This window comes from Streptomyces sp. NPDC007901 (genome assembly GCF_042959465.1).
Classification (GTDB): Bacteria; Actinomycetota; Actinomycetes; order Streptomycetales; family Streptomycetaceae; genus Streptomyces.
Genome location: NZ_JBIBKW010000004.1, coordinates 156,850 through 180,051, shown reverse-complemented (window position 1 = coordinate 180,051; position 23,202 = coordinate 156,850). Strand labels below are relative to the sequence as shown.

20 protein-coding genes are annotated in these 23,202 nt (G+C 70.4%); 17 read left to right on the top strand and 3 right to left on the bottom strand.

All coding sequences use genetic code 11. The annotated features are described in order from the left end of the window. Positions 1-90: 90 nt before the first annotated feature. Entirely contained in the window at positions 91-2,067 is a 1,977-nt protein-coding gene (thrS, locus tag ACFZDK_RS15440; protein ID WP_390972764.1) for a threonine--tRNA ligase, read from the top strand. Positions 2,068-2,097: 30 nt separating this feature from the next. Here the strand turns inward: thrS and ACFZDK_RS15435 are convergent, their stop codons facing one another. Next, a complete protein-coding gene (locus ACFZDK_RS15435) occupies positions 2,098-2,757 on the bottom strand; it encodes an ion channel (protein WP_390972762.1) in 660 nt (219 codons plus the stop codon). A gap of 67 nt (positions 2,758-2,824) precedes the next feature. On the opposite strand from ACFZDK_RS15435, the gene ACFZDK_RS15430 reads away from it, so the two are divergent. After that, entirely contained in the window at positions 2,825-3,382 is a 558-nt protein-coding gene (locus tag ACFZDK_RS15430; protein ID WP_390972760.1) for an HIT domain-containing protein, read from the top strand. Between the two features lie 120 nt (positions 3,383-3,502). Here ACFZDK_RS15430 and ACFZDK_RS15425 read toward each other — a convergent pair whose 3' ends face one another. Further along, positions 3,503-5,146: a hypothetical protein gene (locus ACFZDK_RS15425; RefSeq protein ID WP_390972759.1), complete on the bottom strand. Its 1,644-nt coding sequence runs from the start codon at positions 5,144-5,146 to the stop codon at positions 3,503-3,505. Positions 5,147-5,307: 161 nt separating this feature from the next. Then, a complete protein-coding gene (locus ACFZDK_RS15420) occupies positions 5,308-7,506 on the bottom strand; it encodes an elongation factor G-like protein EF-G2 (RefSeq protein WP_390972757.1) in 2,199 nt (732 codons plus the stop codon). A 281-nt stretch (positions 7,507-7,787) separates the two neighbouring features. On the opposite strand from ACFZDK_RS15420, the gene pgsA reads away from it, so the two are divergent. The 15 genes from pgsA to ACFZDK_RS15345 all read left to right on the top strand — a co-directional run bounded on the left by pgsA (position 7,788) and on the right by ACFZDK_RS15345 (position 23,130). Beyond that, the gene (gene pgsA, locus ACFZDK_RS15415) at positions 7,788-8,465 is read left to right on the top strand and encodes a phosphatidylinositol phosphate synthase (RefSeq protein WP_390972755.1); all 678 of its coding nucleotides are present in this window, start codon (positions 7,788-7,790) and stop codon (positions 8,463-8,465) included. Beyond that, positions 8,462-9,370, top strand: a complete 909-nt coding sequence (locus ACFZDK_RS15410) for a phosphatidylinositol mannoside acyltransferase (protein ID WP_390972753.1) — start codon at positions 8,462-8,464, stop codon at positions 9,368-9,370. The genes pgsA and ACFZDK_RS15410 overlap by 4 nt, the downstream gene beginning before the upstream one ends. Beyond that, positions 9,367-10,527, top strand: coding sequence for a glycosyltransferase (locus tag ACFZDK_RS15405; protein WP_390972752.1), 1,161 nt, complete (start codon positions 9,367-9,369; stop codon positions 10,525-10,527). The genes ACFZDK_RS15410 and ACFZDK_RS15405 overlap by 4 nt, the downstream gene beginning before the upstream one ends. A gap of 149 nt (positions 10,528-10,676) precedes the next feature. Further along, positions 10,677-11,228: a hypothetical protein gene (locus ACFZDK_RS15400; protein WP_390972750.1), complete on the top strand. Its 552-nt coding sequence runs from the start codon at positions 10,677-10,679 to the stop codon at positions 11,226-11,228. 105 nt (positions 11,229-11,333) lie between these two features. Further along, on the top strand, positions 11,334-12,239 hold the full coding sequence (pdxS, locus tag ACFZDK_RS15395; RefSeq protein ID WP_355711042.1) for a pyridoxal 5'-phosphate synthase lyase subunit PdxS: 906 nt from the start codon (positions 11,334-11,336) through the stop codon (positions 12,237-12,239). Continuing rightward, positions 12,239-12,841 (top strand): pyridoxal 5'-phosphate synthase glutaminase subunit PdxT, encoded by a 603-nt coding sequence (gene pdxT / locus ACFZDK_RS15390; protein WP_390972748.1) that lies wholly within the window; start codon positions 12,239-12,241, stop codon positions 12,839-12,841. The genes pdxS and pdxT overlap by 1 nt, the downstream gene beginning before the upstream one ends. Before the next feature lie 52 nt (positions 12,842-12,893). Further along, complete coding sequence (locus ACFZDK_RS15385; protein ID WP_123978499.1) at positions 12,894-13,646, top strand: YebC/PmpR family DNA-binding transcriptional regulator; 753 nt, start codon at positions 12,894-12,896, stop codon at positions 13,644-13,646. A gap of 144 nt (positions 13,647-13,790) precedes the next feature. Continuing rightward, complete coding sequence (gene ruvC / locus ACFZDK_RS15380; protein WP_390972745.1) at positions 13,791-14,330, top strand: crossover junction endodeoxyribonuclease RuvC; 540 nt, start codon at positions 13,791-13,793, stop codon at positions 14,328-14,330. Continuing rightward, positions 14,327-14,932: a Holliday junction branch migration protein RuvA gene (gene ruvA, locus ACFZDK_RS15375; RefSeq protein WP_390972743.1), complete on the top strand. Its 606-nt coding sequence runs from the start codon at positions 14,327-14,329 to the stop codon at positions 14,930-14,932. Before ruvC ends, ruvA begins: the two co-directional genes overlap by 4 nt. A 27-nt stretch (positions 14,933-14,959) precedes the next feature. After that, positions 14,960-16,039, top strand: a complete 1,080-nt coding sequence (ruvB, locus tag ACFZDK_RS15370) for a Holliday junction branch migration DNA helicase RuvB (protein WP_390972742.1) — start codon at positions 14,960-14,962, stop codon at positions 16,037-16,039. Between the two features lie 242 nt (positions 16,040-16,281). After that, a complete protein-coding gene (yajC, locus tag ACFZDK_RS15365) occupies positions 16,282-16,821 on the top strand; it encodes a preprotein translocase subunit YajC (protein WP_390972740.1) in 540 nt (179 codons plus the stop codon). Between the two features lie 140 nt (positions 16,822-16,961). Continuing rightward, positions 16,962-18,731: a protein translocase subunit SecD gene (gene secD, locus ACFZDK_RS15360; protein ID WP_390972738.1), complete on the top strand. Its 1,770-nt coding sequence runs from the start codon at positions 16,962-16,964 to the stop codon at positions 18,729-18,731. A 3-nt stretch (positions 18,732-18,734) separates the two neighbouring features. Further along, positions 18,735-19,841 (top strand): protein translocase subunit SecF, encoded by a 1,107-nt coding sequence (gene secF, locus ACFZDK_RS15355; RefSeq protein ID WP_390972736.1) that lies wholly within the window; start codon positions 18,735-18,737, stop codon positions 19,839-19,841. Next, positions 19,838-20,377 carry an adenine phosphoribosyltransferase gene (locus tag ACFZDK_RS15350; protein WP_390972735.1) on the top strand — a complete coding sequence of 180 codons (540 nt, stop codon included), beginning with the start codon at positions 19,838-19,840 and terminating at the stop codon, positions 20,375-20,377. The genes secF and ACFZDK_RS15350 overlap by 4 nt, the downstream gene beginning before the upstream one ends. Before the next feature lie 227 nt (positions 20,378-20,604). Then, on the top strand, positions 20,605-23,130 hold the full coding sequence (locus ACFZDK_RS15345) for a bifunctional (p)ppGpp synthetase/guanosine-3',5'-bis(diphosphate) 3'-pyrophosphohydrolase (protein ID WP_355729281.1): 2,526 nt from the start codon (positions 20,605-20,607) through the stop codon (positions 23,128-23,130). Positions 23,131-23,202 lie beyond the last annotated feature (72 nt).

Genomic DNA, 23,202 nt, shown 5'->3' with positions numbered 1-23,202 from the left:
TTTCGCAGTCGGTGGGGCCGGGTCGGTACGATCCGGTATGGCGTGCGCTCCGGTACGGCGCCCGCATCCACCTTCAGTCAGGAGAGACCGGTGTCAGACGTCCGTGTGATCATCCAACGCGATTCCGAGCGGGAAGAGCGCGTGGTGACGACGGGCACTACGGCCGCCGAGCTCTTCGCCGGCGAGCGCTCGATCATCGCCGCCCGGGTGGCCGGAGAGCTCAAGGACCTCGCCTACGAGGTACGGGACGGCGAGACCGTCGAGGGCGTCGAGATCTCCTCCGAGGACGGCCTCAACATCCTGCGCCACTCCACCGCGCACGTCATGGCGCAGGCCGTCCAGGAGATCTTCCCGGAGGCCAAGCTGGGCATCGGCCCGCCGGTCAAGGACGGCTTCTACTACGACTTCGACGTGGAGAAGCCGTTCACGCCCGAGGACCTCAAGGCCGTCGAGAAGAAGATGCAGGAGATCCAGAAGCGCGGGCAGCGGTTCTCCCGCCGCGTGGTCACCGACGAGGCGGCCCGCGAGGAGCTGGCGAACGAGCCGTACAAGCTCGAACTGATCGGCCTCAAGGGCTCGGCGTCGAGCGACGACGGCGCGGACGTCGAGGTCGGCGCCGGTGAGCTGACGATCTACGACAACCTGGACGCCAAGACCGGCGAGCTGTGCTGGAAGGACCTCTGCCGCGGTCCCCACCTGCCCTCCACCCGTCTCATCCCGGCGTTCAAGCTGATGCGCAACGCGGCCGCCTACTGGCGCGGCAGCGAGAAGAACCCGATGCTGCAGCGCATCTACGGCACCGCCTGGCCGTCCAAGGACGAGCTGAAGGAGTACCTGGACTTCCTCGCCGAGGCCGAGAAGCGCGACCACCGCAAGCTGGGCAACGAGCTGGACCTGTTCTCCATCCCGGAGCAGATCGGCTCCGGCCTCGCCGTCTTCCACCCCAAGGGCGGCATCGTCCGCCGGGTGATGGAGGACTACTCGCGCCGCCGGCACGAGGAGGAGGGCTACGAGTTCGTCTACACCCCGCACGCCACCAAGGGGAAGCTCTTCGAGACGTCCGGGCACCTGGACTGGTACGCCGACGGCATGTACCCGCCCATGCAGCTCGACGAGGGCGTGGACTACTACCTCAAGCCCATGAACTGCCCGATGCACAACCTGATCTTCGACGCGCGCGGCCGCTCCTACCGTGAACTGCCGCTGCGTCTCTTCGAGTTCGGGACCGTGTACCGGTACGAGAAGTCCGGTGTCGTGCACGGCCTGACCCGGGCCCGCGGCTTCACGCAGGACGACGCACACATCTACTGCACCAAGGAGCAGATGGCGGAGGAGCTCGACAAGACGCTCACCTTCGTCCTGAACCTGCTGCGCGACTACGGCCTCACCGACTTCTACCTGGAGCTCTCCACCAAGGACCCGGAGAAGTTCGTCGGCTCCGACGAGGTCTGGGAGGAGGCGACCGAGACGCTCCGCGCGGTCGCCGAGAAGCAGGGCCTCCCGCTCGTCCCCGACCCGGGCGGCGCCGCCTTCTACGGCCCGAAGATCTCCGTGCAGACCAAGGACGCCATCGGCCGCACCTGGCAGATGTCGACCGTCCAGCTCGACTTCAACCTGCCCGAGCGCTTCGACCTGGAGTACACCTCCGCCGACGGCTCCAAGCAGCGCCCGGTGATGATCCACCGCGCCCTGTTCGGCTCCATCGAGCGGTTCTTCGCGGTGCTCCTGGAGCACTACGCGGGCGCCTTCCCGGCCTGGCTGGCGCCGGTCCAGGCGGTGGGCATCCCGATCGGGGACGCGCACGTCGACTACCTGCACAAGTTCGCCGCCGAGGCCAAGAAGAAGGGCCTGCGGGTCGAGGTCGACGGCTCCTCCGACCGGATGCAGAAGAAGATCCGCAACGCCCAGAAGCAGAAGGTGCCCTTCATGGTCATCGCGGGCGACGAGGACATGGCGGCCGGTTCGGTCTCCTTCCGCTACCGCGACGGCTCGCAGGAGAACGGCATCCCGTTCGACGAGGCCATCGCCAAGATCGTGAAGGTGGTCGAGGAGCGGGCCCAGGTCTGATCGCACTCGGTCGCGCGGGGCCCCTGGAGATCAGTGCTCCGGGGGCCTTCCGTCGTTCTCGCTCCCCGAGAACCGCTGCAGCATCCAGGACGAGAAGGATCCGGTGACCGTGCCCAGCAGGGCCAGACCGCAGGCCATCAGCCCCACGGCGATGAACCGCCCCAGGGTCGTCACCGGGACGTAGTCGCCGTAACCGACCGTGGAGAGGGTCGAGCAGGTCCACCAGAGGGAGTCGCCGAAGGTCCGGATGTCGGCGTTCGGGGCGGAGCGTTCGGCCTGGTAGACGGCGAGGGCGCCGGAGAAGCCCAGCAGCGAGATCGACAGCGTCGAGTAGGCCGCCACGCGCGCGTGCAGCCCCATCCGGGGCTCACCGTGCCGGCGCTGCATCGCCTCGTACGTCCGCACGACCCGGACCGGCCGCAGCAGGGGCAGCACCAGGACGACGGTGTCCAGCCAGTGCCGTCGTACGAACCCCGGACCCTCACGGCTGAGCCGCCAGCGCACCGCGTAGTCGACGGCGAACATCGCCCAGGTCAGGTACGTGAGTGACAGCAGGGTGGCGTGTACGGCATCGGGCAGGTTCGGCTCCAGCACATGGACCGCGTACGAGCCCAGGAAGACCAGCGACGCGATGCCGAGCGGCAGGTCGGTCCGTCGGTCCCAGCGGTTCAGCCGGCTGTCGTCGTCCATCCGCCCAGCTTCGCCGCCGAGCGGTTTGTGCTGGCCCCGGCGACACGCCGCGAACGGGCGAAGCCATATGCTTCCTAGCATGACGAGTGAGCCGGAGCAGCAGATCGGAGTGGGGACGCAGGACGCGTTCCAGCGCCTGTGGACGCCCCACCGGATGGCCTACATCCAGGGTGAGAACAAGCCGACCGGCCCCGGGGCCGACGACGGCTGTCCCTTCTGCTCGATCCCGGCCAAGTCCGACGAGGACGGGCTGATCGTCCGGCGTGGTGAGCATGTCTACGCGGTGCTCAACCTCTACCCGTACAACGGCGGCCACCTGATGACGGTGCCGTACCGCCATGTCGCCGACTACACGGACCTGACCGGCCCGGAGACCGTCGAACTGGCCGAGCTGACCAAGCAGGCGATGACGGCCCTGCGCAGCGCGTCCGGCGCCCACGGCTTCAACATCGGCATGAACCAGGGCACGGTGGCGGGCGCCGGCATCGCGGCCCACCTGCACCAGCACATCGTGCCCCGCTGGGGCGGCGACACCAACTTCATGCCGGTGGTGGGCCACACGCGCGTGCTGCCGCAGCTGCTGGCGGACACCAGGAAGATGCTGGCCGAGGCTTGGCCTGCGTGACCTCGACCAGCCCGTCCGGCGTCTGAGGACGAGGCCGTCCAGGCCGAAGCGGGGGTCTGGGGGCGGCAGCCCCCAGGGGCCGATGCCCGCACCCACCTCTTCGGCCGGACCGCCGGAGGCTCACGCGTCGTACTTGTCGGCCTTCTTGGGTGACGCCTCCTGGACCGAGCCGCTGAGGGCGCCCGCCCGCGAGGTGAACTTGTCGGTGTCGACGTCGTGTTCCCTGAGCACGCTGAGCGCGGCCCGGTGCACCGCGCGGAGTATCGGGGTGGCCGCGCGCAGCGCGTCGTCGGCCATGAAGCGGTGGTTCCAGGGCTGGTCGGCCCAGGCGTGCCGCAGGCCGAACGGCTCGGGCAGGCCTATGGAACCGCCGAGCCACTTCAGCAGCGGCGGGTACCAGCTGACCGTCGCCCGCGCGGCGAGCCGGACCACCTCGTCCGGGGTGACCAGCGGCAGCTTGACGGTCCGGGTCTCCCAGAACCGCACGGTCTTGGCGACCGTCTTGGTGGGCGCCTCGGGCTTGCCGCTGAACAGGCCGTTGACCGGGCCCAGGGCGTGTCCGGTGACCTCGATACGGAGGGTCTCCTTGAGCACGGTCACGGTGGCCATCATCGTGATGATCAGTTCGCCGTTCCACAGGTGCGGCCACTGCACGCCCAGGTAGTGCCGGTCGCCCTTGTCGAAGTGGTTGTTGTTGCAGATGTCCTCGACGTCCTTGGGCCCCACCTTGTAGTCGGTTCCCTCGGGCCGGGACACCGCCTTGGCACCCTCGCCGACATGGCTGACGATCCAGTGCCTGACCTGCGGTTCGGGGAAGCCGCCGGTCTTGAGGTGCTGCCGGTGCAGCACGCTCAGCTCCTTCTCGATCTCCCGGACCACCGTCCAGGCGCGGAACTCGTGGATGCCCTTGACCGGGTCGAGCGGGACCAGCTCCTCCGCGAGGTGCCAGGAGCCCCAGCGGGTGCCCATGCCGAGTATGCCCTTGGAGCCGGCGTAGAAGACCGTGTTGGACTGCTGCTCGGCGCTGAGCCGGGCCAAGGACTGGCGCAGCTGCTCGGCCGCGGCCTGGTCGGGGCTGGTCGGCACCGCCTCGGGGACCTTCGCGCCGACGCTGCCGCCGGAGAGCAGACCGCCCCAGGCCTCGCGCAGGTTCGTCGCGGTGCTCTCGCACAGCCGCTTGGCCAGGTACCAGCCGACGACCGGGAGCACGATGCAGCCGCGCGCGTACCAGCCCCAGAGGCCGGTGAGCGGCATCCGGATCAGGAAGATCACCGCGAGCACGCCGACCGCGGCCAGCAGGGCGCTGCCGAGCCCGGAGACCCGCTTGTTGTCGGCCTTCAGCATGGTGGCCCGGAGCTGGAAGACGAGCAGACAGATCAGCAGGCCGGGCAGGAAGAGCACCCCGCACAGGAACATGATGGCGGTCAGCCGCTGGTCGCGTTCCCGGCGGATGCGGTTGGCGGCGAGGCAGTGCTCGACGACCACCTGGGGCTCGCTGCCGAAGGACTGGATGAGCGGCTTGCGGCCGACGCCCAGCATGCGGTCGATGACGGCCTGGGAGTACGCCTCACCGAAGTTGGGCCGGAAGATCTTCGCCCACTTGCGGCCTTCGTTGACCGCGGACTGGTGCCACTCGTTGTCGGCCTTCTTGATCTCCTCCATCGGCGTGTCCCGATAGGCAGCCGAGGCCAGGGCGTAGGTCGGGGCCTGCGCCTCGCCGCCCGGCCTGGGCACCTGCGGCCCGAAGAAGTCCTCGAAGCTCATTCCCGCCCCCACTTGCCGCCGTCCCGCTTCTGCGGCTTTCCCGACTTCCGTACTCCGCACACCTGTTGATCAAGTACTCAGAGTATCCCCAGCCACCGACAACCGTCGGCGGACGGCCGAAGCCGCCCGCCGAACACCGTTGTTGTCGACTATGAGGGCACCTACGAGGCTTCCTTCGCCTGCTCACGGATCCGGTCGGCGATCTGCGGGGGCATCGGCTCGTGCCGGGCGTAGGAGCGGCTGAAACGCGCCGTCCCGTGCGACAGCGAGCGCAGGTCCACCGCGTACCGGCCGATCTCGAACTCGGGCACCTCGGCCTTGATGAGGGTGCGCCCGCCGCTGGTCTGCTCGGTGCCCAGCACCCGGCCGCGCCGTCCGGACAGGTCGCTCATCACCGCGCCCACGTAGTCGTCGCCGACCAGTACGGACACTTCGGCCACCGGCTCCAGGAGATGGATCCTCGCGTCGGCCGCGGCCTCCCGCAGGGCGAGCGCCCCGGCCGTCTGGAAGGCGGCGTCGGAGGAGTCCACCGAGTGCGCCTTGCCGTCCAGCAGGGTGACCCGCACGTCGATCAGCGGGTAGCCGGCGGCGACCCCCTTGGCGGCCTGGGCCCGGATGCCCTTCTCGACGGAGGGGATGAACTGCCGGGGCACCGCGCCGCCGACCACCTTGTCGACGAACTCGATGCCCGAGCCGCCGGGCAGGGGTTCCACCTCGATCTCGCAGATCGCGAACTGTCCGTGCCCGCCGGACTGTTTGACGTGCCGGCCGCGTCCGCCGGACTTGCCGGCGAACGTCTCCCGGAGGGACACCCGGTGCGGTACGACGTCGACCTGGACGCCGTACCGGCTGCGCAGCCGCTCCAGGGCGACGTCCGCGTGCGCCTCGCCGAGGCACCACAGCACCACCTGGTGGGTGTCCTGGTTCTGTTCGAGCCGCATCGTCGGGTCCTCGGCGACCAGGCGGGACAGGCCCTGCGAGAGCTTGTCCTCGTCCGCCTTGCTGTGCGCCTGGATGGCGAGCGGCAGCAGCGGGTCGGGCATCTCCCAGGGCTCCATGAGCAGCGGGTCGTCCTTGCCGGACAGGGTGTCCCCGGTCTCCGCCCGGCCGAGTTTCGCCACGCACGCGAGGTCACCGGCGATGACATGGGTGACCGCGCGCTGCTGTTTGCCGAACGGGGTGGACAGGGCGCCGACCCGCTCGTCGACGTCGTGGTCCTCGTGGCCGCGGTCGGCGAGGCCGTGCCCGGAGACATGGACGGTCTCGTCGGGACGCAGGGTGCCGGAGAAGACCCGGACCAGTGAGACGCGGCCGACGTACGGGTCGGACGCGGTCTTCACGACCTCCGCGACCAGCGGACCGCCGGTGTCGCACGGTTTGATCTCGCGGGGTGTGCCGTCGAGGGTGGTGACGCCCGGTGTGGGGTGCTCGAACGGGGTCGGGAACCCGCCCGTGACCAGTTCGAGGAGTTCCACCGTGCCGAGCCCCTGGCGGGCGCCGTCGGCGGCCGGGGCGGCGGCCAGGACGGGGAAGAACGCCCCGCGGGCCACGGCCCGCTCCAGGTCCTCGATCAGGGTCTTGAGATCGATCTCCTCGCCGCCCAGATAGCGGTCCATGAGGGTCTCGTCCTCGCTCTCCGAGATGATTCCCTCGATGAGCCGGTTGCGGGCCTCCTCGATGTCGGGCAGCTGGTCGGGGCCCGGCTCGGACTCCTTGCGCTCCCCGGAGGAGTAGTCGAACAGCTTCTGGGTGAGCAGCCCGACCAGTCCGGTCACGGGCGCGTGCCCGTCCGGGCCCGCCGCGCCGTGCAGCGGCAGGTAGAGGGGGAGCACGGCGTCGGGGTCGTCGGCGCCGAACGCCTCGGCGCACACCCGGGTCATCTCCGCGAAGTCCGCGCGGGCGGCCTCCAGGTGCGTGACGACGATCGCCCGCGGCATCCCGACCGCCGCGCACTCCTCCCACACCATCCGGGTCGAGCCGTCGACCCCGTCCGAGGCCGAGACGACGAAAAGGGCCGCGTCCGCCGCGCGCAGACCGGCCCTCAGCTCACCGACGAAGTCGGCGTATCCCGGGGTGTCCAGGATATTGATCTTGATTCCGTTCCAGTCGACCGGTACCAGCGACAGCTGTACGGAGCGCTGCTGCCGGTGCTCGATGTCGTCGTAGTCCGATACGGTGCCGCCGTCCTCCACACGGCCCGCCCGGTTGACGGCTCCCGCGGTCAGCGCGAGAGCCTCCACCAAGGTGGTCTTGCCCGATCCGGAGTGGCCGACCAGCACCACATTCCGTACGGACGCGGGGTGGTCGGCCGCCGTAGCCCTGCCGGCGGCTCCGGGGTGTTCCTTGGTCTTGTCGCCCATGGCTATGCCTCCCGTGCACGGTGAGGTCTCTGTGGGCGCGGGCGAGCATGGCGGGCCGCGTGCGGTGGCGGCTCCGATGACGCCCGCGGTTATTCGAGCTTTCCACTCCCGTCACGGTGCGTCCATACGGACGACGCGATCGTGCCCCGCGGGACCCGTCACGGAGGGCCGCCGGTGCCGTCTGCGAGTGCCCGCCCGTCGCACACACGCGCGCGTGGCTACGATGGGCCAGCCGGGGTGGCCAGCAGGGGCCGCACGGCGCTACGACCGTCGGGAAGGCCATGCTGAACAAGTACGCGCGTGCATTCTTCACGCGTGTCCTCACACCGTTCGCCGCGTTTCTCATCCGCCGGGGCGTGAGCCCGGACACGGTCACGCTCCTCGGCACGGCCGGAGTGGTCGCGGGCGCGCTGGTGTTCTTCCCCCGGGGCGAGTTCTTCTGGGGCACGATCGTGATCACGCTGTTCGTGTTCTCGGACCTGGTCGACGGCAACATGGCCCGCCAGCTGGGCCGCACCAGCCGCTGGGGCGCCTTCCTGGACTCCACCCTGGACCGGGTCGCCGACGGCGCGATCTTCGGCGGCTTCGCCCTCTGGTACGCGGGCAACGGGAACGACAACGTCCTGTGCGCGGTCTCCATCTTCTGCCTGGCCAGCGGCCAGGTGGTGTCGTACACCAAGGCGCGCGGCGAGTCGATCGGGCTGCCGGTGGCGGTCAACGGTCTGGTGGAGCGTGCCGAGCGCCTGGTGATCTCGCTGGTGGCGGCCGGTCTCGCCGGGTTCCACAAGTTCGGCGTGCCGGGCATCCAGATCCTGCTCCCGATCGCCCTGTGGGTGGTCGCCGTGGGCAGCCTGATCACCCTGATCCAGCGGGTCGTCACGGTCCGTCGCGAGTCCGCCGAGGCGGAGGCGGCGGCCGAGCGCGAGAAGGCGTCGCACGGGAGCGAGGCCTCACAGTGAGCGCCGCCGACCGGCTCACCGACGCCCTGTACGGACTCGGCTGGGGCACCGTGAAGAAGCTCCCCGAGCCGGTCGCGGTGCGCCTGGGCAACTCCCTCGCCGACCTCGCCTGGAAGCAGCGCGGCAAGGGCGTGCTGAGGCTCGAGTCCAACTACGCGCGCGTGGTGCCCGACGCGAGCGCCGAGCGGCTGCGCGAGCTCTCCCGCGCGGGCATGCGCTCGTACCTGCGCTACTGGATGGAGTCCTTCCGGCTCCCCGCCTGGAGCGAGGAGCGCGTCCGGGGCGGCTTCGACGTCAAGGACGTCCACCACCTCACCGACGGCCTGGCCTCGGACCGGGGCGTGATCATCGCGCTGCCGCACCTGGCCAACTGGGACCTGGCCGGCGCCTGGGTCACCACCGAGCTGAAGACCCCGTTCACCACGGTCGCCGAGCGCCTCAAGCCCGAGACGCTGTACGACCGGTTCGTCGCCTACCGCGAGGGCCTCGGCATGGAGGTCCTGCCGCACAGCGGCGGCACCGCCTTCGGCACCCTGGCCCGCAGGCTGCGCGACGGCGGCCTGATCTGCCTGGTGGCCGACCGCGACCTGTCCGCGTCGGGGGTGGAGGTCGACTTCTTCGGCGACACCGCGCGGATGCCCGCCGGACCCGCCCTGCTGGCCCAGCAGACCGGCGCGATCCTCCTGCCCGTCACGCTCTGGTACGACGACACCCCCGTCATGAAGGGCCGGGTGCACGCCCCGATCGACGTACCCGAGTCAGGTGACCGGGCCTCGAAGACGTCTGTCATGACACAGGCGCTGGCCGACGCCTTCGCCACCGGGATCGCCGACCATCCGGAGGACTGGCACATGCTGCAGCGCTTGTGGCTCGCGGACCTCGACCCCGCGAAGGGACCGTCGTGAGGATCGGCATCGTCTGCCCTTACTCCTGGGACGTCCCGGGTGGCGTCCAGTTCCACATCCGCGATCTCGCCGAGTACTTCATCCGCCTCGGCCACGACGTCTCCGTGCTCGCCCCCGCCGACGACGACACCCCGCTGCCGCCGTACGTCGTCTCGGCAGGGCGTGCGGTCCCGGTGCCGTACAACGGCTCGGTGGCCCGCCTCAACTTCGGGTTCCTGTCCGCCGCGCGGGTGCGCCGCTGGCTGCACGACGGGGCGTTCGACGTGGTCCACATCCACGAGCCGACCTCCCCGTCCCTCGGCCTGCTGACCTGCTGGGCGGCCCAGGGCCCGATGGTGGCGACCTTCCACACCTCCAACCCGCGCTCCCGCGCGATGATCGCCGCGTACTCGATCCTCCAGGCCGCCCTGGAGAAGATCAGCGCCCGGATCGCGGTCAGCGAGTACGCCCGCCGCACGCTGGTGGAGCACCTCGGCGGGGACGCGGTGGTCATCCCCAACGGTGTCGATGTCGACTTCTTCGCCAAGGCCGAACCGCGCCCCGAGTGGCAGGGCGACACGATCGGCTTCATCGGCCGGATCGACGAGCCCCGCAAGGGCCTGCCGGTCCTGATGAAGGCACTCCCCAAGATTTTCGCCGCCCGCCCGCAGACCAGGCTGCTGGTGGCCGGCCGGGGCGACGAGGAGGCCGCGGTCGAGTCCCTCCCCGCCGAGCTGCGCTCCCGCGTCGAGTTCCTCGGCATGGTCAGCGACGAGGACAAGGCCCGCTTCCTGCGCAGCCTCGACCTGTACATCGCGCCCAACACGGGCGGCGAGAGCTTCGGCATCATCCTGGTCGAGGCACTCTCCGCGGGCGCCCCTGTGCTCGCCTCCGGCCTCGACGCCTTCGCCCAGGTCCTGGACCAGGGCGCGGCCGGCGAGCTCTTCGCCAACGAGGACGCGGACGCGCTGGCCGAGGCGGCGGTACGGCTGCTGGAGAACCCGGAGCGCCGGGCCGAGCTGCGGGAACGCGGCAGCGTCCATGTGCGGCGCTTCGACTGGTCCACGGTGGGCGCCGACATCCTCTCGGTCTACGAGACGGTGACGGCGGGCGCGGCGGCGGTGGCGGCGGACGAGCGGTCGGGGCTGCGGGCGCGGTTCGGGCTGGCGCGGGACTAGGCGCTGCGCTGGGAGGGCCGCGTAGGCCGTCTCACGGCTGCGGCGCCGTCGTGGCTGGTCGCGCAGTTCCTCCCCCAGCCTTCGGCCGGGGGTGCCCCCAGCGCCCCTGACGGGGCGCTGCTGCTGGCGTCTCCTATAGCGTTCCGCTCGTGACCGCGACACTCATCTGGACCCTCTGGATCCTCGCCGCCCTGGTGGTGATCGGCCTCTATCTGAGCTGGACCGCAGGTCGGCTCGACCGGCTGCACTCGCGCATCGACGCGGCCCGCGCCGCCCTGGACGCCCAGTTGCTGCGGCGTGCCTCGGTGGCTCAGGAGCTGGCGACCTCGGGGGTGCTGGATCCTGCTTCCTCGATCGTGCTGTACGAGGCCGCGCACGCCGCCCGGCAGGCCGAGGAGGAGCAGCGGGAGGTCGCGGAGAGCGAGCTGAGCCAGGCGCTGCGGGTGGTCTTCGAGGACCCGCAGCAGGTGGAGGAGGTCCGTGAGGCGCCCGGCGGTGAGGCCGCGGCGACCGAGCTGGCCGAGGCCGTGCGCCGGGTCCCGATGGCCCGCCGCTTCCACAACGACGCCGTCGGCGCGGCCCGCCGGCTCCGCGAGCACCGCAAGGTCAGGTGGTTCCGGCTGGCCGGACACGCCGCCTTCCCGCTGGCCTTCGAAATGGACGACGAGCCGCCGGCCGCACTGGTCGAGCGGGCCGCCTAGGGGCAAAACGATCCACCGGCTTCCCATTGGCCCTTGCTGTGGACTGGTCCGCTCGCGTTTCCTCGGTGTTCGCAGAAACCCTCTTTCACTTCAGCGAGGTCACCCGTGTCCACCATCGACAACCAGGCCCCCGAGACCGGTACCGCCCGCGTGAAGCGCGGCATGGCCGAGCAGCTCAAGGGCGGCGTGATCATGGACGTCGTCACGCCGGAGCAGGCGAAGATCGCGGAGGACGCGGGCGCCGTCGCCGTCATGGCCCTGGAGCGGGTCCCGGCCGACATCCGCAAGGACGGCGGGGTCGCCCGGATGTCCGACCCGGACATGATCGAGGGCATCATCGAGGCCGTCTCCATCCCGGTCATGGCCAAGTCCCGGATCGGCCACTTCGTCGAGGCCCAGGTCCTGCAGTCCCTCGGCGTCGACTACATCGACGAGTCCGAGGTGCTCACCCCGGCCGACGAGGTCAACCACTCCGACAAGTGGGCGTTCACCACCCCCTTCGTCTGCGGCGCCACCAACCTCGGTGAGGCCCTGCGCCGGATCGCCGAGGGCGCGGCCATGATCCGCTCCAAGGGCGAGGCCGGCACCGGCAACGTCGTCGAGGCAGTCCGCCACCTGCGCCAGATCAAGGGCGAGATCGCCAAGCTGCGCGGCTGCGACAACAACGAGATCTACGCCGCCGCCAAGGAGCTGCGCGCCCCCTTCGAGCTGGTCAAGGAGGTCGCCGAGCTCGGCAAGCTGCCGGTGGTGCTGTTCTCCGCCGGTGGTGTCGCCACCCCGGCCGACGCCGCGCTGATGCGCCAGCTCGGCGCCGAGGGCGTCTTCGTCGGCTCCGGCATCTTCAAGTCCGGCGACCCGGCCAAGCGCGCCGCGGCCATCGTCAAGGCGACCACCTTCTACGACGACCCGAAGATCATCGCGGACGCGTCCCGCAACCTCGGCGAGGCCATGGTCGGCATCAACTGCGACACCCTCCCCGAGGCCGAGCGTTACGCGAACCGGGGCTGGTGATGACCACTCCCGTGGTCGGAGTGCTCGCGCTCCAGGGCGACGTACGGGAACACCTCGTCGCCCTGGCCGCGGCCGACGCCGTGGCCAGGCCGGTCCGGCGCCCCGAGGAACTCGCCGAGGTGGACGGCCTGGTCATACCCGGCGGCGAGTCCACCACCATCTCCAAGCTGGCCGTCCTGTTCGGCGTGATGGAGCCCCTCCGCGCGCGCGTGCGGGCCGGAATGCCCGTCTACGGCACCTGCGCGGGCATGATCATGCTCGCCGACAAGATCCTCGACCCGCGCTCGGGCCAGGAGACGATCGGCGGCATCGACATGATCGTGCGCCGCAACGCCTTCGGGCGCCAGAACGAGTCGTTCGAGGCGGCGGTCGACGTACGCGGCGTGGACGGCGATCCTGTAGAGGGCGTGTTCATCCGCGCCCCCTGGGTCGAGTCCGTGGGTGCCGACGTCGAGGTGCTCGCCGAGCACGACGGCCACATCGTCGCGGTCCGCCAGGGCAACGCGCTCGCCACGTCGTTCCACCCGGAACTGACCGGCGACCACCGTGTGCACTCCCTGTTCGTCGACATGGTGCACGCCAACCGGGCCACGGAGTCCTAGTAGGATCTCTGGCGTTCGTTGTTTGGATGGGTTACGCGAAGGAGACAGGCAGATGTCCGGCCACTCTAAATGGGCTACGACGAAGCACAAGAAGGCCGTGATCGATGCCAAGCGCGGCAAGCTCTTCGCGAAGCTGATCAAGAACATCGAGGTCGCGGCCCGCATGGGCGGCGTCGACATCGAGGGCAACCCGACTCTCTACGACGCCATCCAGAAGGCGAAGAAGCAGTCGGTCCCGAACAAGAACATCGACTCCGCGGTCAAGCGCGGCGGCGGCCTCGAGGCCGGCGGTGCCGACTACGAGACGATCATGTACGAGGGCTACGGCCCGAACGGCGTCGCGGTGCTCATCGAGTGCCTCACCGACAACCGCAACCGCGCCGCCTCCGACGTGCGCGTCGCCATGACCCGCAACGGCGGCTCCATGGCCGACCCGGGCTCGGTGTCGTACCTCTTCAACCGCAAGGGCGTCGTGATCGTCCCCAAGGGCGAGCTGTCCGAGGACGACGTCCTGGGCGCCGTCCTGGACGCGGGTGCCGAGGAGGTCAACGACCTGGGCGAGTCCTTCGAGGTGCTCAGCGAGGCCACCGACATGGTCGCCGTCCGCACCGCCCTCCAGGACGCCGGGATCGACTACGACTCCGCCGAGGCCAACTTCGTCCCGACCATGCAGGTCGAGCTGGACGAGGAGGGCGCCAAGAAGATCTTCAAGCTGATCGACGCCCTCGAGGACAGCGACGACGTGCAGAACGTCTTCGCCAACTTCGATGTCAGCGACGAGGTCATGGAGAAGGTCGACGCGTAACGCCGCATCGGGCCGCATCGGGCCGCACCAGGCTGAACGGACCGAACGGGCCGACGGGACACACCCGTCGGCCCTTCGTCATGTCGGCCGTTGTCGGTGGTACCGGATAGCCTGCACAAACAGGTGACCGAAGGGAGGGGGCGCGTGCGCGTCTTGGGGGTGGACCCAGGGCTGACCCGCTGTGGTGTCGGGGTCGTCGAGGGCGTCGCCGGGCGGCCGCTCACCATGGTCGGCGTGGGGGTCGTGCGGACGCCGGCGGATGCCGAACTCGGCCATCGCCTCGTCGCCATCGAGCAGGGCATCGAGCAGTGGCTGGACGAGCACCGGCCCGAATGCGTCGCCGTGGAGCGGGTGTTCAGCCAGCACAACGTACGGACCGTGATGGGCACCGCCCAGGCCAGCGCCGTCGCCATGCTGTGCGCCGCCCGCCGCGGCATCCCCGTCGCCCTGCACACCCCCAGCGAGGTCAAGGCCGCCGTCACCGGCTCCGGACGCGCCGACAAGGCCCAGGTCGGCGCCATGGTCACCCGGCTGCTCCGGCTCAGCGCCCCGCCCAAGCCCGCCGACGCCGCCGACGCCCTCGCGCTCGCCATCTGCCACATCTGGCGCGCCCCCGCCCAGAACCGACTCCAGCAGGCCGTCGCCCTGCACGCAGCCAACGCAACGAAAGGCCGTACGACATGATCGCCTTCGTCAGCGGCCCGGTCGCCGCCCTCGCCCCGGACTCCGCGGTCGTCGAGGTCGGAGGGATCGGCATCGCCGTCCAGTGCACGCCCAACACCCTGTCCGGGCTGCGCATGGGCCGGCAGACCAAACTCGCCACCTCCCTTGTCGTACGGGAGGACTCGCTCACCCTGTACGGCTTCGTCGACGACGACGAGAAGCAGATCTTCGAGCTGCTGCAGACGGCGAGCGGCGTCGGCCCCCGACTCGCCCAGGCGATGCTCGCCGTGCACAGCCCGGACGCCCTGCGCCGCGCGGTCGCCACGGGTGACGAGAAGGCGCTCATCGCCGTGCCCGGTATCGGCAAGAAGGGCGCCCAGAAGCTGCTGCTGGAACTGAAGGACCGGCTGGGCGAGCCCGTCGGCGCCCCCGCGATCGGCGCGCCGATCAGCCAGGGCTGGCGCGACCAGCTGCACGCGGCCCTGATCGGCCTCGGCTACGCGACCCGGGAGGCCGAGGAGGCCGTGACCGCCGTGACCCCGCAGGCCGAGGCGGCGGGCGGCACCCCGCAGGTCGGCCAGCTCCTGAAGGCCGCCCTCCAGACCCTCAACCGCGCCCGCTGACCCCACCACCGCTGAGGCACATCACTTATGAACTGGGACGACACGACCGACACCGACACCGGCGTCGACGCGGAGCGGCTGGTGGGCGCCGTCGCCGACCGTGAGGACCAGGCCGTCGAGGCCGCGCTGCGCCCCAAGGACCTGGGCGAGTTCATCGGGCAGGAGAAGGTCCGCGAGCAACTCGACCTGGTCCTGCGCGCCGCACGCGCGCGGGGCGCCACCGCCGACCACGTGCTGCTCTCCGGCGCGCCCGGCCTGGGCAAGACCACCCTCTCGATGATCATCGCGGCCGAGATGGGCGCCCCCATCCGCATCACCTCCGGCCCCGCCATCCAGCACGCCGGCGACCTGGCCGCGATCCTCTCCTCCCTCCAGGAGGGCGAGGTCCTCTTCCTCGACGAGATCCACCGCATGTCACGGCCGGCCGAGGAGATGCTGTACATGGCGATGGAGGACTTCCGCGTCGACGTCATCGTCGGCAAGGGCCCGGGTGCCACCGCGATCCCGCTGGAGCTGCCGCCGTTCACGCTGGTCGGCGCCACCACGCGCGCGGGCCTGCTGCCGCCGCCGCTGCGCGACCGCTTCGGCTTCACCGCGCACATGGAGTTCTACGAGCCCACCGAGCTGAAGCGGGTCGTCCATCGCTCGGCCAACCTCCTCGACGTCGAGATCGACCCCGCCGGCGCCGCCGAGATCGCCGGCCGCTCGCGCGGCACGCCCCGTATCGCCAACCGTCTGCTGCGCCGTGTCCGCGACTACGCGCAGGTCAAGGCGGACGGGCTGATCAACCGCGAGATCGCGCACGCGGCGCTGGCCGTCTACGAGGTGGACGAGCGCGGCCTCGACCGGCTCGACCGCGCCGTGCTGGAGGCCCTGCTCAAGCTGTTCGGCGGCGGCCCGGTGGGCCTGTCGACGCTGGCGGTCGCGGTGGGGGAGGAGCGCGAGACGGTCGAGGAGGTCGCCGAGCCCTTCCTGGTCCGCGAGGGCCTGCTCGCCCGCACCCCGCGCGGCCGCGTCGCCACTCCCGCCGCCTGGGCCCACCTGGGCCTGACCGCCCCGCGCGGTGCGGCGGGCGGAACCGGCCAGCAGGACCTGTTCGGCACCTGACACCCCTGCGGCGGGGCCGGTGGACGGGTCGCCGCCCGCCCACCAGGGCCCGGCGGCAGACGTGATCTCTTCGTGACGGCGGGGTATTGGCGGGCGCAGGAACCCAGGTGCCATGCTGAGCGTTGTTCCATGCACGCGGACTCGCTTAGACTCCGCCGATGCCGCCTTTGCGGGCGGCGCCGACCACGCCCCCATCATCCAGGCCGCTCACCGCCGCGGCTGCGCGAAGGAAATTCCGTCCCGTGAATACCTTGACCCTCCTCCCGCTCATCGTGCTCATCGCGGCCATGTTCCTGCTGACGCGGTCGAACAAGAAGAGGCAGCAGCAGGCCCAGAACATGCGGAACGAGGTGCAGCCCGGCAGCGGTGTCCGCACCATCGGCGGCATGTACGCGACGGTCAAGGAAGTGAACGACGACACGGTCCTGCTCGACGCGGGCCCGGGCGTCGAGCTTCTCTTCGCGAAGAACGCGATCGGCTCCGTCCTCACCGACGACGAGTACAACCGCATCGTCCACGGCGTCGAGCACGACCTGAAGTCCGACGCCGCCGTCGTCCCGGACGACGCCTCCTCCCTCACCGAGACCGACGACGAGTCGGCCGACGCTGCCGCCGCCTCCGACGACAAGGCCGTCGACCTCGGCAAGAAGGACGAGGCCGAGGAGACCGCCGAGGCGAAGACCGAGGACAAGGTCGAGGACAAGGTCGAGGAGGCCGGGACCGTCGAGGCGAAGGCCGGCGAAGAGCCGAAGAAGACCGACGGCGAGACCGACGCGAAGTAGCCGCGACCCGGGGGGTGGTGCGCGCGCCCTGCGCGCACCCCGCACCCCGGGCGCGTCTGTTTCTCGCACGGGATCCCGACACCAGTCATGGCCGACCGCGCCGACCAGGCGCGCGGCGGCCCGAGAGGGAGTACGAGAAGGTGGCAGCACCTAAGAGGGGCCGGAGCGCGAGCGCCCAGAGCAAGCCAGGGCGCTCGCTGGCCCTGATCCTGATCGCCATCGTGGCGCTCACCGGCGGGATGTTCGCCTCGGGGCACACCACTCCGCGTCTGGGCATCGACCTCGCCGGCGGCACGAGCATCACGCTGCAGGCGAAGGCCGACCAAGGGTCCGCGATCAACAAGGCCAACATGGACACCGCGGTCGACATCATGAACCGCCGTGTCAACGGCCTCGGTGTCTCCGAGGCGGAGGTGCAGACCCAGGGGACGAGCAACATCATCGTCAACATCCCCAAGGGCACCAACTCCGAGGAAGCCCGTCAGCAGGTCGGCACCACCGCGAAGCTGTACTTCCGCCCGGTCCTGGCCAGCGAGGCCAGCGCCGGCGCCGCGTCGAGCGCCTCCCCGAGCGCGTCCTCCAGCGGCAGCTCCAGCGCCTCGCCCAGCGCGTCCCCGTCGAGCAGCGCGTCGGCGTCCGAGAAGGCGACCGGATCATCCTCCGCGTCCCCGTCGTCCTCCGCCACCTCGCAGGGCCGGGCCGTCACCGACGCCCTGAAGGCCGACTCCACGCCGTCCGCCTCGGCGAGCCCTTCCGCCGACGCCTCGGCTTCCGCGAGCGCCTCCGCCGCCGCCTCGAAGCTGGAGGCCCAGTACACCGCGCTGGACTGCTCCAAGGCCGCGCAGCGCGCCACGGCCGGCAAGACGGCCAAGCCGACCGACACGACCATCGCCTGCGGCAAGATCTCCGGCGTCTGGTACAAGTACGTGCTCGGCCCGGCCGCCGTCGACGGCACCGAGGTCAAGAAGGCCCAGGCCATCTATGACACGCAGGGTGCCTCCGGCTGGCAGGTCCAGATGACCTTCACCGGCACCGGATCCAAGAAGTTTGCGGACGTCACCGGCGAGCTGGCCAAGAACTCCCAGCCGCAGAACGAGTTCGGCATCGTCCTGGACGGCGAGGTCGTCTCCAGCCCGTACGTGAGCCAGTCCATCATCGGCGGCCAGGCGGAGATCTCCGGCAGCTTCACCCAGGAGGAGGCCCAGAGCCTCGCCAACGTGCTGTCGTACGGCGCGCTCCCGCTCTCCTTCAAGGAGCAGAGCGTCACCACCGTGACCGCCGCGCTCGGCGGTGAGCAGCTGCACGCCGGTCTGCTGGCCGGTGCCATCGGCCTCGCGCTGGTCGTGATCTACCTGGTGGTCTACTACCGGGGTCTGTCGCTCGTCGCGATCGCCTCGCTGCTGGTCTCCGCGGTCCTGACCTATGTGCTCATGGCCCTGCTGGGCCCGGCCATCGGCTTCGCGCTGAACCTGCCGGCCGTCTGTGGTGCCATCGTCGCGATCGGAATCACAGCGGACTCGTTCATCGTGTTCTTCGAACGCATCCGGGACGAGATCCGCGAGGGCCGCACGCTGCGCCCCGCCGTCGAGCGGGCATGGCCGCGCGCCCGGCGCACCATCCTGGTCTCCGACTTCGTGTCGTTCCTGGCCGCCGCCGTGCTGTTCATCGTGACCGTCGGCAAGGTCCAGGGCTTCGCGTTCACCCTCGGTCTGACCACCGTGCTCGACGTCGTCGTCGTCTTCTTCTTCACCAAGCCGCTGATGACGATCCTCGCCCGGCGTCAGTTCTTCGCGGGTGGCCACAAGTGGTCCGGGCTCGACCCCAAGGGCCTGGGCGCCAAGCCCCCGCTGCGCCGCACCCGCCGTCCCGCCGGTCCCGTCGCCGGCCCTGTCGACCCGAAGGAAGCGTGAGCGATGTCGAAACTCGGCAACCTCGGCGCCCGACTCCACCGCGGCGAGATCAGCTACGACTTCGTCGGCAAGCGCAAGATCTGGTACGGCATCTCCATCCTGATCACCATCACGGCCATCGTCGGCCTGGCGGTGCGCGGCCTGAACATGGGCATCGACTTCCAGGGCGGTGCCGTCTTCACCACCCCGAAGACCAGCGTCTCGGTGTCCCAGGCGGAGACCTACGCGAAGGAGGCCGCCGGCCACGACGCGGTCGTGCAGAAGCTCGGCACGGGCGGTCTGCGCATCCAGATCGCGGGCATGGACACCGCCAAGTCCGACGCGACCAAGGCGGAGCTCGCCAAGGACATGAACATGTCCACCGAGTCGATCGCCGCCGACCTCGTCGGCCCGAGCTGGGGTGACCAGATCGCCAACAAGGCCTGGGAAGGCCTCGGCATCTTCATGGTCCTCGTGGTGATCTACCTGGCGATCGCCTTCGAGTGGCGGATGGCGGTCGCGGCCCTGGTCGCGTTGATCCACGACATCACCATCACGACCGGTATCTACGCCCTGGTCGGCTTCGAGGTCACGCCCGGTACGGTCATCGGTCTGCTGACGATCCTCGGTTACTCGCTCTACGACACGGTCGTCGTCTTCGACAGCCTCAAGGAGCAGACGAAGGACATCACCAAGCAGACCCGGTTCACCTACAGCGACATCGCCAACCGGTCGATCAACGGCACCCTGGTCCGTTCGATCAACACCACGGTCGTCGCGCTGCTGCCGGTCGCGGGCCTGCTGTTCATCGGCGGCGGCTTCCTCGGCGCGGGCACGCTCAACGACATCTCGCTGTCGCTGTTCGTCGGTCTCGCCGCCGGTGCCTACTCCTCGATCTTCATCGCCACGCCGCTCGTCGCCGACCTCAAGGAGGCCGAGCCGCAGATGAAGGCCCTGAAGAAGCGCGTCCTCGCCAAGCGGGCCCAGGCCGCCGCCGAGGAGGAGATGGCCGAGGCCCGGGGCGGTGTCGATGAGCCCGAGGACGCCGCCGCGGCCGTCGTCGGCCCGCGCAACCAGCCCGCGTCCCGCACCCGGGGCGGCCGTGGCCGGCCCTCGGGGAAGCGCCGATGACCGACGTCAAGGAGCTGCTGCTCAGCCGCATCCGGGACGTCGAGGACTACCCGGAGCAGGGCGTGATGTTCAAGGACATCACGCCGCTGCTCGCGGACCCGGCCGCGTTCACCGCGCTCACCGACGAACTGGCCGGGATCGCCGCGGCCACCGGCGCCACCAAGGTCGTCGGCCTGGAGGCCCGGGGCTTCATCCTGGGCGCCCCGGTCGCCGTCCGCGCCGGCCTCGGCTTCATCCCGGTCCGCAAGGCGGGCAAGCTCCCCGGAGCCACCCTGCGCCAGTCCTACGAGCTGGAGTACGGCTCGGCCGAGATCGAGGTGCACGCCGAGGACCTCGGCAAGGACGACCGGATCCTGATCGTCGACGACGTGCTCGCCACCGGCGGCACCGCCGAGGCCGCGATCCAGCTGATCCACCGGGCCGGCGCCGAGGTCGCGGGGGTCGCGGTCCTGATGGAGCTGGGCTTCCTCGGTGGCCGAGGCCGCCTGGAGCCGGCCCTGGACGGAGCGCCGCTGGAGGCACTCCTGCAGGTCTGAACACCGTACGACCGGCAGAACGCCCGCCCCCCCGGGGCGGGCGTTCGCGTGTTCGGAGGGCCCTCGGCCACCCGGCGGACACCCCTGTGGAATCCCGCTGCAGCCTCGCGTGTTTCTCCCGTATACGGTTTCCGGTCCGGCCTGCAGGAGATGACACGGCCCAGGATCGCTACCATGGGGTCTCCGGAACCTGACCGGGGGACCCGGATCGCGCACGAGGAGCCCTCTTGCCAGACGAGGCCCAGCCACTGACAGCCGCCAAGCCCGAGCCCGCCTCGGCGCCCGCGGCCAAGCCCGCGCCGAACGTGTCGCAGACGAAGAACGACACCCGTGGGCCGGTCGAGCATGCCCAGTCCGCGCCCGCCGAGAAGTCGGCCGAGACCTCGCGCCCCAAACCGGCCCCTCCCGAGCGCCCCGCCGCCCGCCCCAACACCGGCCAGCCCGCGCGCTCCGGCTCCTCCAACCGCGTCCGCGCCCGTCTCGCCCGCCTCGGCGTGCAGCGCGCGAACCCGTACAACCCGGTCCTGGAGCCGTTGCTGCGCATAGTCCGCAGCAACGACCCCAAGATCGAGAACGCCACCCTGCGCCAGATCGAGCGCGCCTATCAGGTCGCCGAGCGCTGGCACCGCGGCCAGAAGCGCAAGAGCGGCGACCCGTACATCACCCACCCGCTCGCGGTCACCACGATCCTCGCCGAGCTCGGCATGGACCCGGCGACCCTGATGGCGGGCCTGCTGCACGACACCGTCGAGGACACCGAGTACGGCCTGGAGGACCTGCGCCGCGACTTCGGTGATGTGGTCGCGCTGCTCGTCGACGGCGTCACCAAGCTGGACAAGGTCAAGTTCGGCGAGGCCGCGCAGGCCGAGACCGTGCGCAAGATGGTCGTCGCCATGGCCAAGGACCCGCGCGTCCTGGTCATCAAGCTCGCCGACCGCCTGCACAACATGCGCACCATGCGCTACCTCAAGCGCGAGAAGCAGGAGAAGAAGGCGCGCGAGACCCTGGAGATCTACGCGCCGCTCGCCCACCGCCTGGGCATGAACACCATCAAGTGGGAGCTGGAGGACCTCGCCTTCGCGATCCTCTACCCCAAGATGTACGACGAGATCGTCCGGCTGGTCGCCGAGCGCGCCCCCAAGCGCGACGAGTACCTGGCCATAGTGACCGACGAGGTCCAGTCCGACCTGCGCGCCGCCCGCATCAAGGCGACCGTCACCGGCCGGCCGAAGCACTACTACAGCGTCTACCAGAAGATGATCGTCCGCGGCCGGGACTTCGCGGAGATCTACGACCTGGTGGGCATCCGCGTCCTGGTGGACACCGTCCGCGACTGCTATGCGGCCCTGGGCACCGTCCACGCGCGCTGGAACCCGGTTCCGGGGCGCTTCAAGGACTACATCGCGATGCCCAAGTTCAACATGTACCAGTCGCTGCACACGACGGTCATCGGGCCCAACGGCAAGCCCGTCGAACTCCAGATCCGTACGTTCGACATGCACCGCCGCGCCGAGTACGGCATCGCCGCGCACTGGAAGTACAAGCAGGAGGCCGTCGCCGGCGCCTCCAAGGTCCGCACCGACGTGCCCAAGGCCGGCAAGGGCAAGGACGACCACCTCAACGACATGGCGTGGCTGCGCCAGTTGCTGGACTGGCAGAAGGAGACCGAGGACCCCAGCGAGTTCCTGGAGTCCCTGCGCTTCGACCTGTCCCGCAACGAGGTCTTCGTCTTCACCCCCAAGGGCGACGTCATAGCGCTCCCGGCCGGTGCCACCCCCGTCGACTTCGCGTACGCGGTGCACACGGAGGTCGGCCACCGGACGATAGGGGCGAGGGTCAACGGCCGTCTCGTCCCGCTGGAGTCGACGCTCGACAACGGCGACCTGGTGGAGGTCTTCACCTCCAAGGCGCCCGGCGCCGGCCCCTCCCGGGACTGGCTCGGCTTCGTCAAGTCGCCGCGCGCCCGGAACAAGATCCGCGCCTGGTTCTCCAAGGAGCGCCGGGACGAGGCGATCGAACAGGGCAAGGACGCCATCGTCCGCGCCATGCGCAAGCAGAACCTGCCGATCCAGCGCATCCTCACCGGCGACTCCCTGGTCACCCTCGCGCACGAGATGCGCTACCCGGACATCTCCTCGCTGTACGCGGCGATCGGCGAGGGCCATGTGGCCGCGCAGAACGTCGTGCAGAAGCTGGTGCAGGCGCTCGGCGGCGAGGAGGCGGCCACCGAGGAGATCGACGAGGCGGTCCCGCCGTCCCGCACCCGCGGCCGCAAGCGGCGCAGCAACCAGGACCCCGGCGTGGTCGTGAAGGGCGTCGACGACGTCTGGGTCAAGCTGGCCCGCTGCTGCACGCCGGTCCCCGGCGACCCGATCATCGGCTTCGTCACGCGCGGCAGCGGTGTGTCGGTGCACCGCAGCGACTGCGTCAACGTCGAGTCGCTGTCCCGTGAGCCCGAGCGCATCCTCGAGGTCGAGTGGGCGCCCACCCAGTCCTCGGTCTTCCTGGTCGCCATCCAGGTCGAGGCGCTGGACCGCTCCCGGCTCCTGTCGGACGTCACCCGCGTGCTGTCCGACCAGCACGTCAACATCCTCTCCGCGGCCGTCCAGACCTCTCGCGACCGGGTGGCCACCTCCCGCTTCACCTTCGAGATGGGCGACCCCAAGCACCTGGGCCACGTCCTGAAGGCGGTACGGGGCGTGGAGGGCGTCTATGACGTCTACCGGGTGACCTCGGCCCGGCAGCAGCGTTAGCCCTACGGGGCAAGTCTCCGTTACCGCAAGGAGATTGGCCCTGGACCGGCTGACGCCGGACCATCGGAGGAG

Excerpts from the sequence above, each read along its gene's own strand:
- ACFZDK_RS15435 (WP_390972762.1), bottom strand. The coding sequence starts at position 2,757 with ATGGACGACGACAGCCGGCTGAACCGCTGGGACCGACGGACCGACCTG.
- ACFZDK_RS15430 (WP_390972760.1), top strand. The coding sequence starts at position 2,825 with ATGCTTCCTAGCATGACGAGTGAGCCGGAGCAGCAGATCGGAGTGGGG.
- ACFZDK_RS15425 (WP_390972759.1), bottom strand. The coding sequence starts at position 5,146 with ATGAGCTTCGAGGACTTCTTCGGGCCGCAGGTGCCCAGGCCGGGCGGC.
- ACFZDK_RS15420 (WP_390972757.1), bottom strand. The coding sequence starts at position 7,506 with ATGGGCGACAAGACCAAGGAACACCCCGGAGCCGCCGGCAGGGCTACG.
- pgsA (WP_390972755.1), top strand. The coding sequence starts at position 7,788 with ATGCTGAACAAGTACGCGCGTGCATTCTTCACGCGTGTCCTCACACCG.
- pdxT (WP_390972748.1), top strand. The coding sequence starts at position 12,239 with ATGACCACTCCCGTGGTCGGAGTGCTCGCGCTCCAGGGCGACGTACGG.
- ACFZDK_RS15385 (WP_123978499.1), top strand. The coding sequence starts at position 12,894 with ATGTCCGGCCACTCTAAATGGGCTACGACGAAGCACAAGAAGGCCGTG.
- ruvA (WP_390972743.1), top strand. The coding sequence starts at position 14,327 with ATGATCGCCTTCGTCAGCGGCCCGGTCGCCGCCCTCGCCCCGGACTCC.
- ruvB (WP_390972742.1), top strand. The coding sequence starts at position 14,960 with ATGAACTGGGACGACACGACCGACACCGACACCGGCGTCGACGCGGAG.
- secF (WP_390972736.1), top strand. The coding sequence starts at position 18,735 with ATGTCGAAACTCGGCAACCTCGGCGCCCGACTCCACCGCGGCGAGATC.
- ACFZDK_RS15350 (WP_390972735.1), top strand. The coding sequence starts at position 19,838 with ATGACCGACGTCAAGGAGCTGCTGCTCAGCCGCATCCGGGACGTCGAG.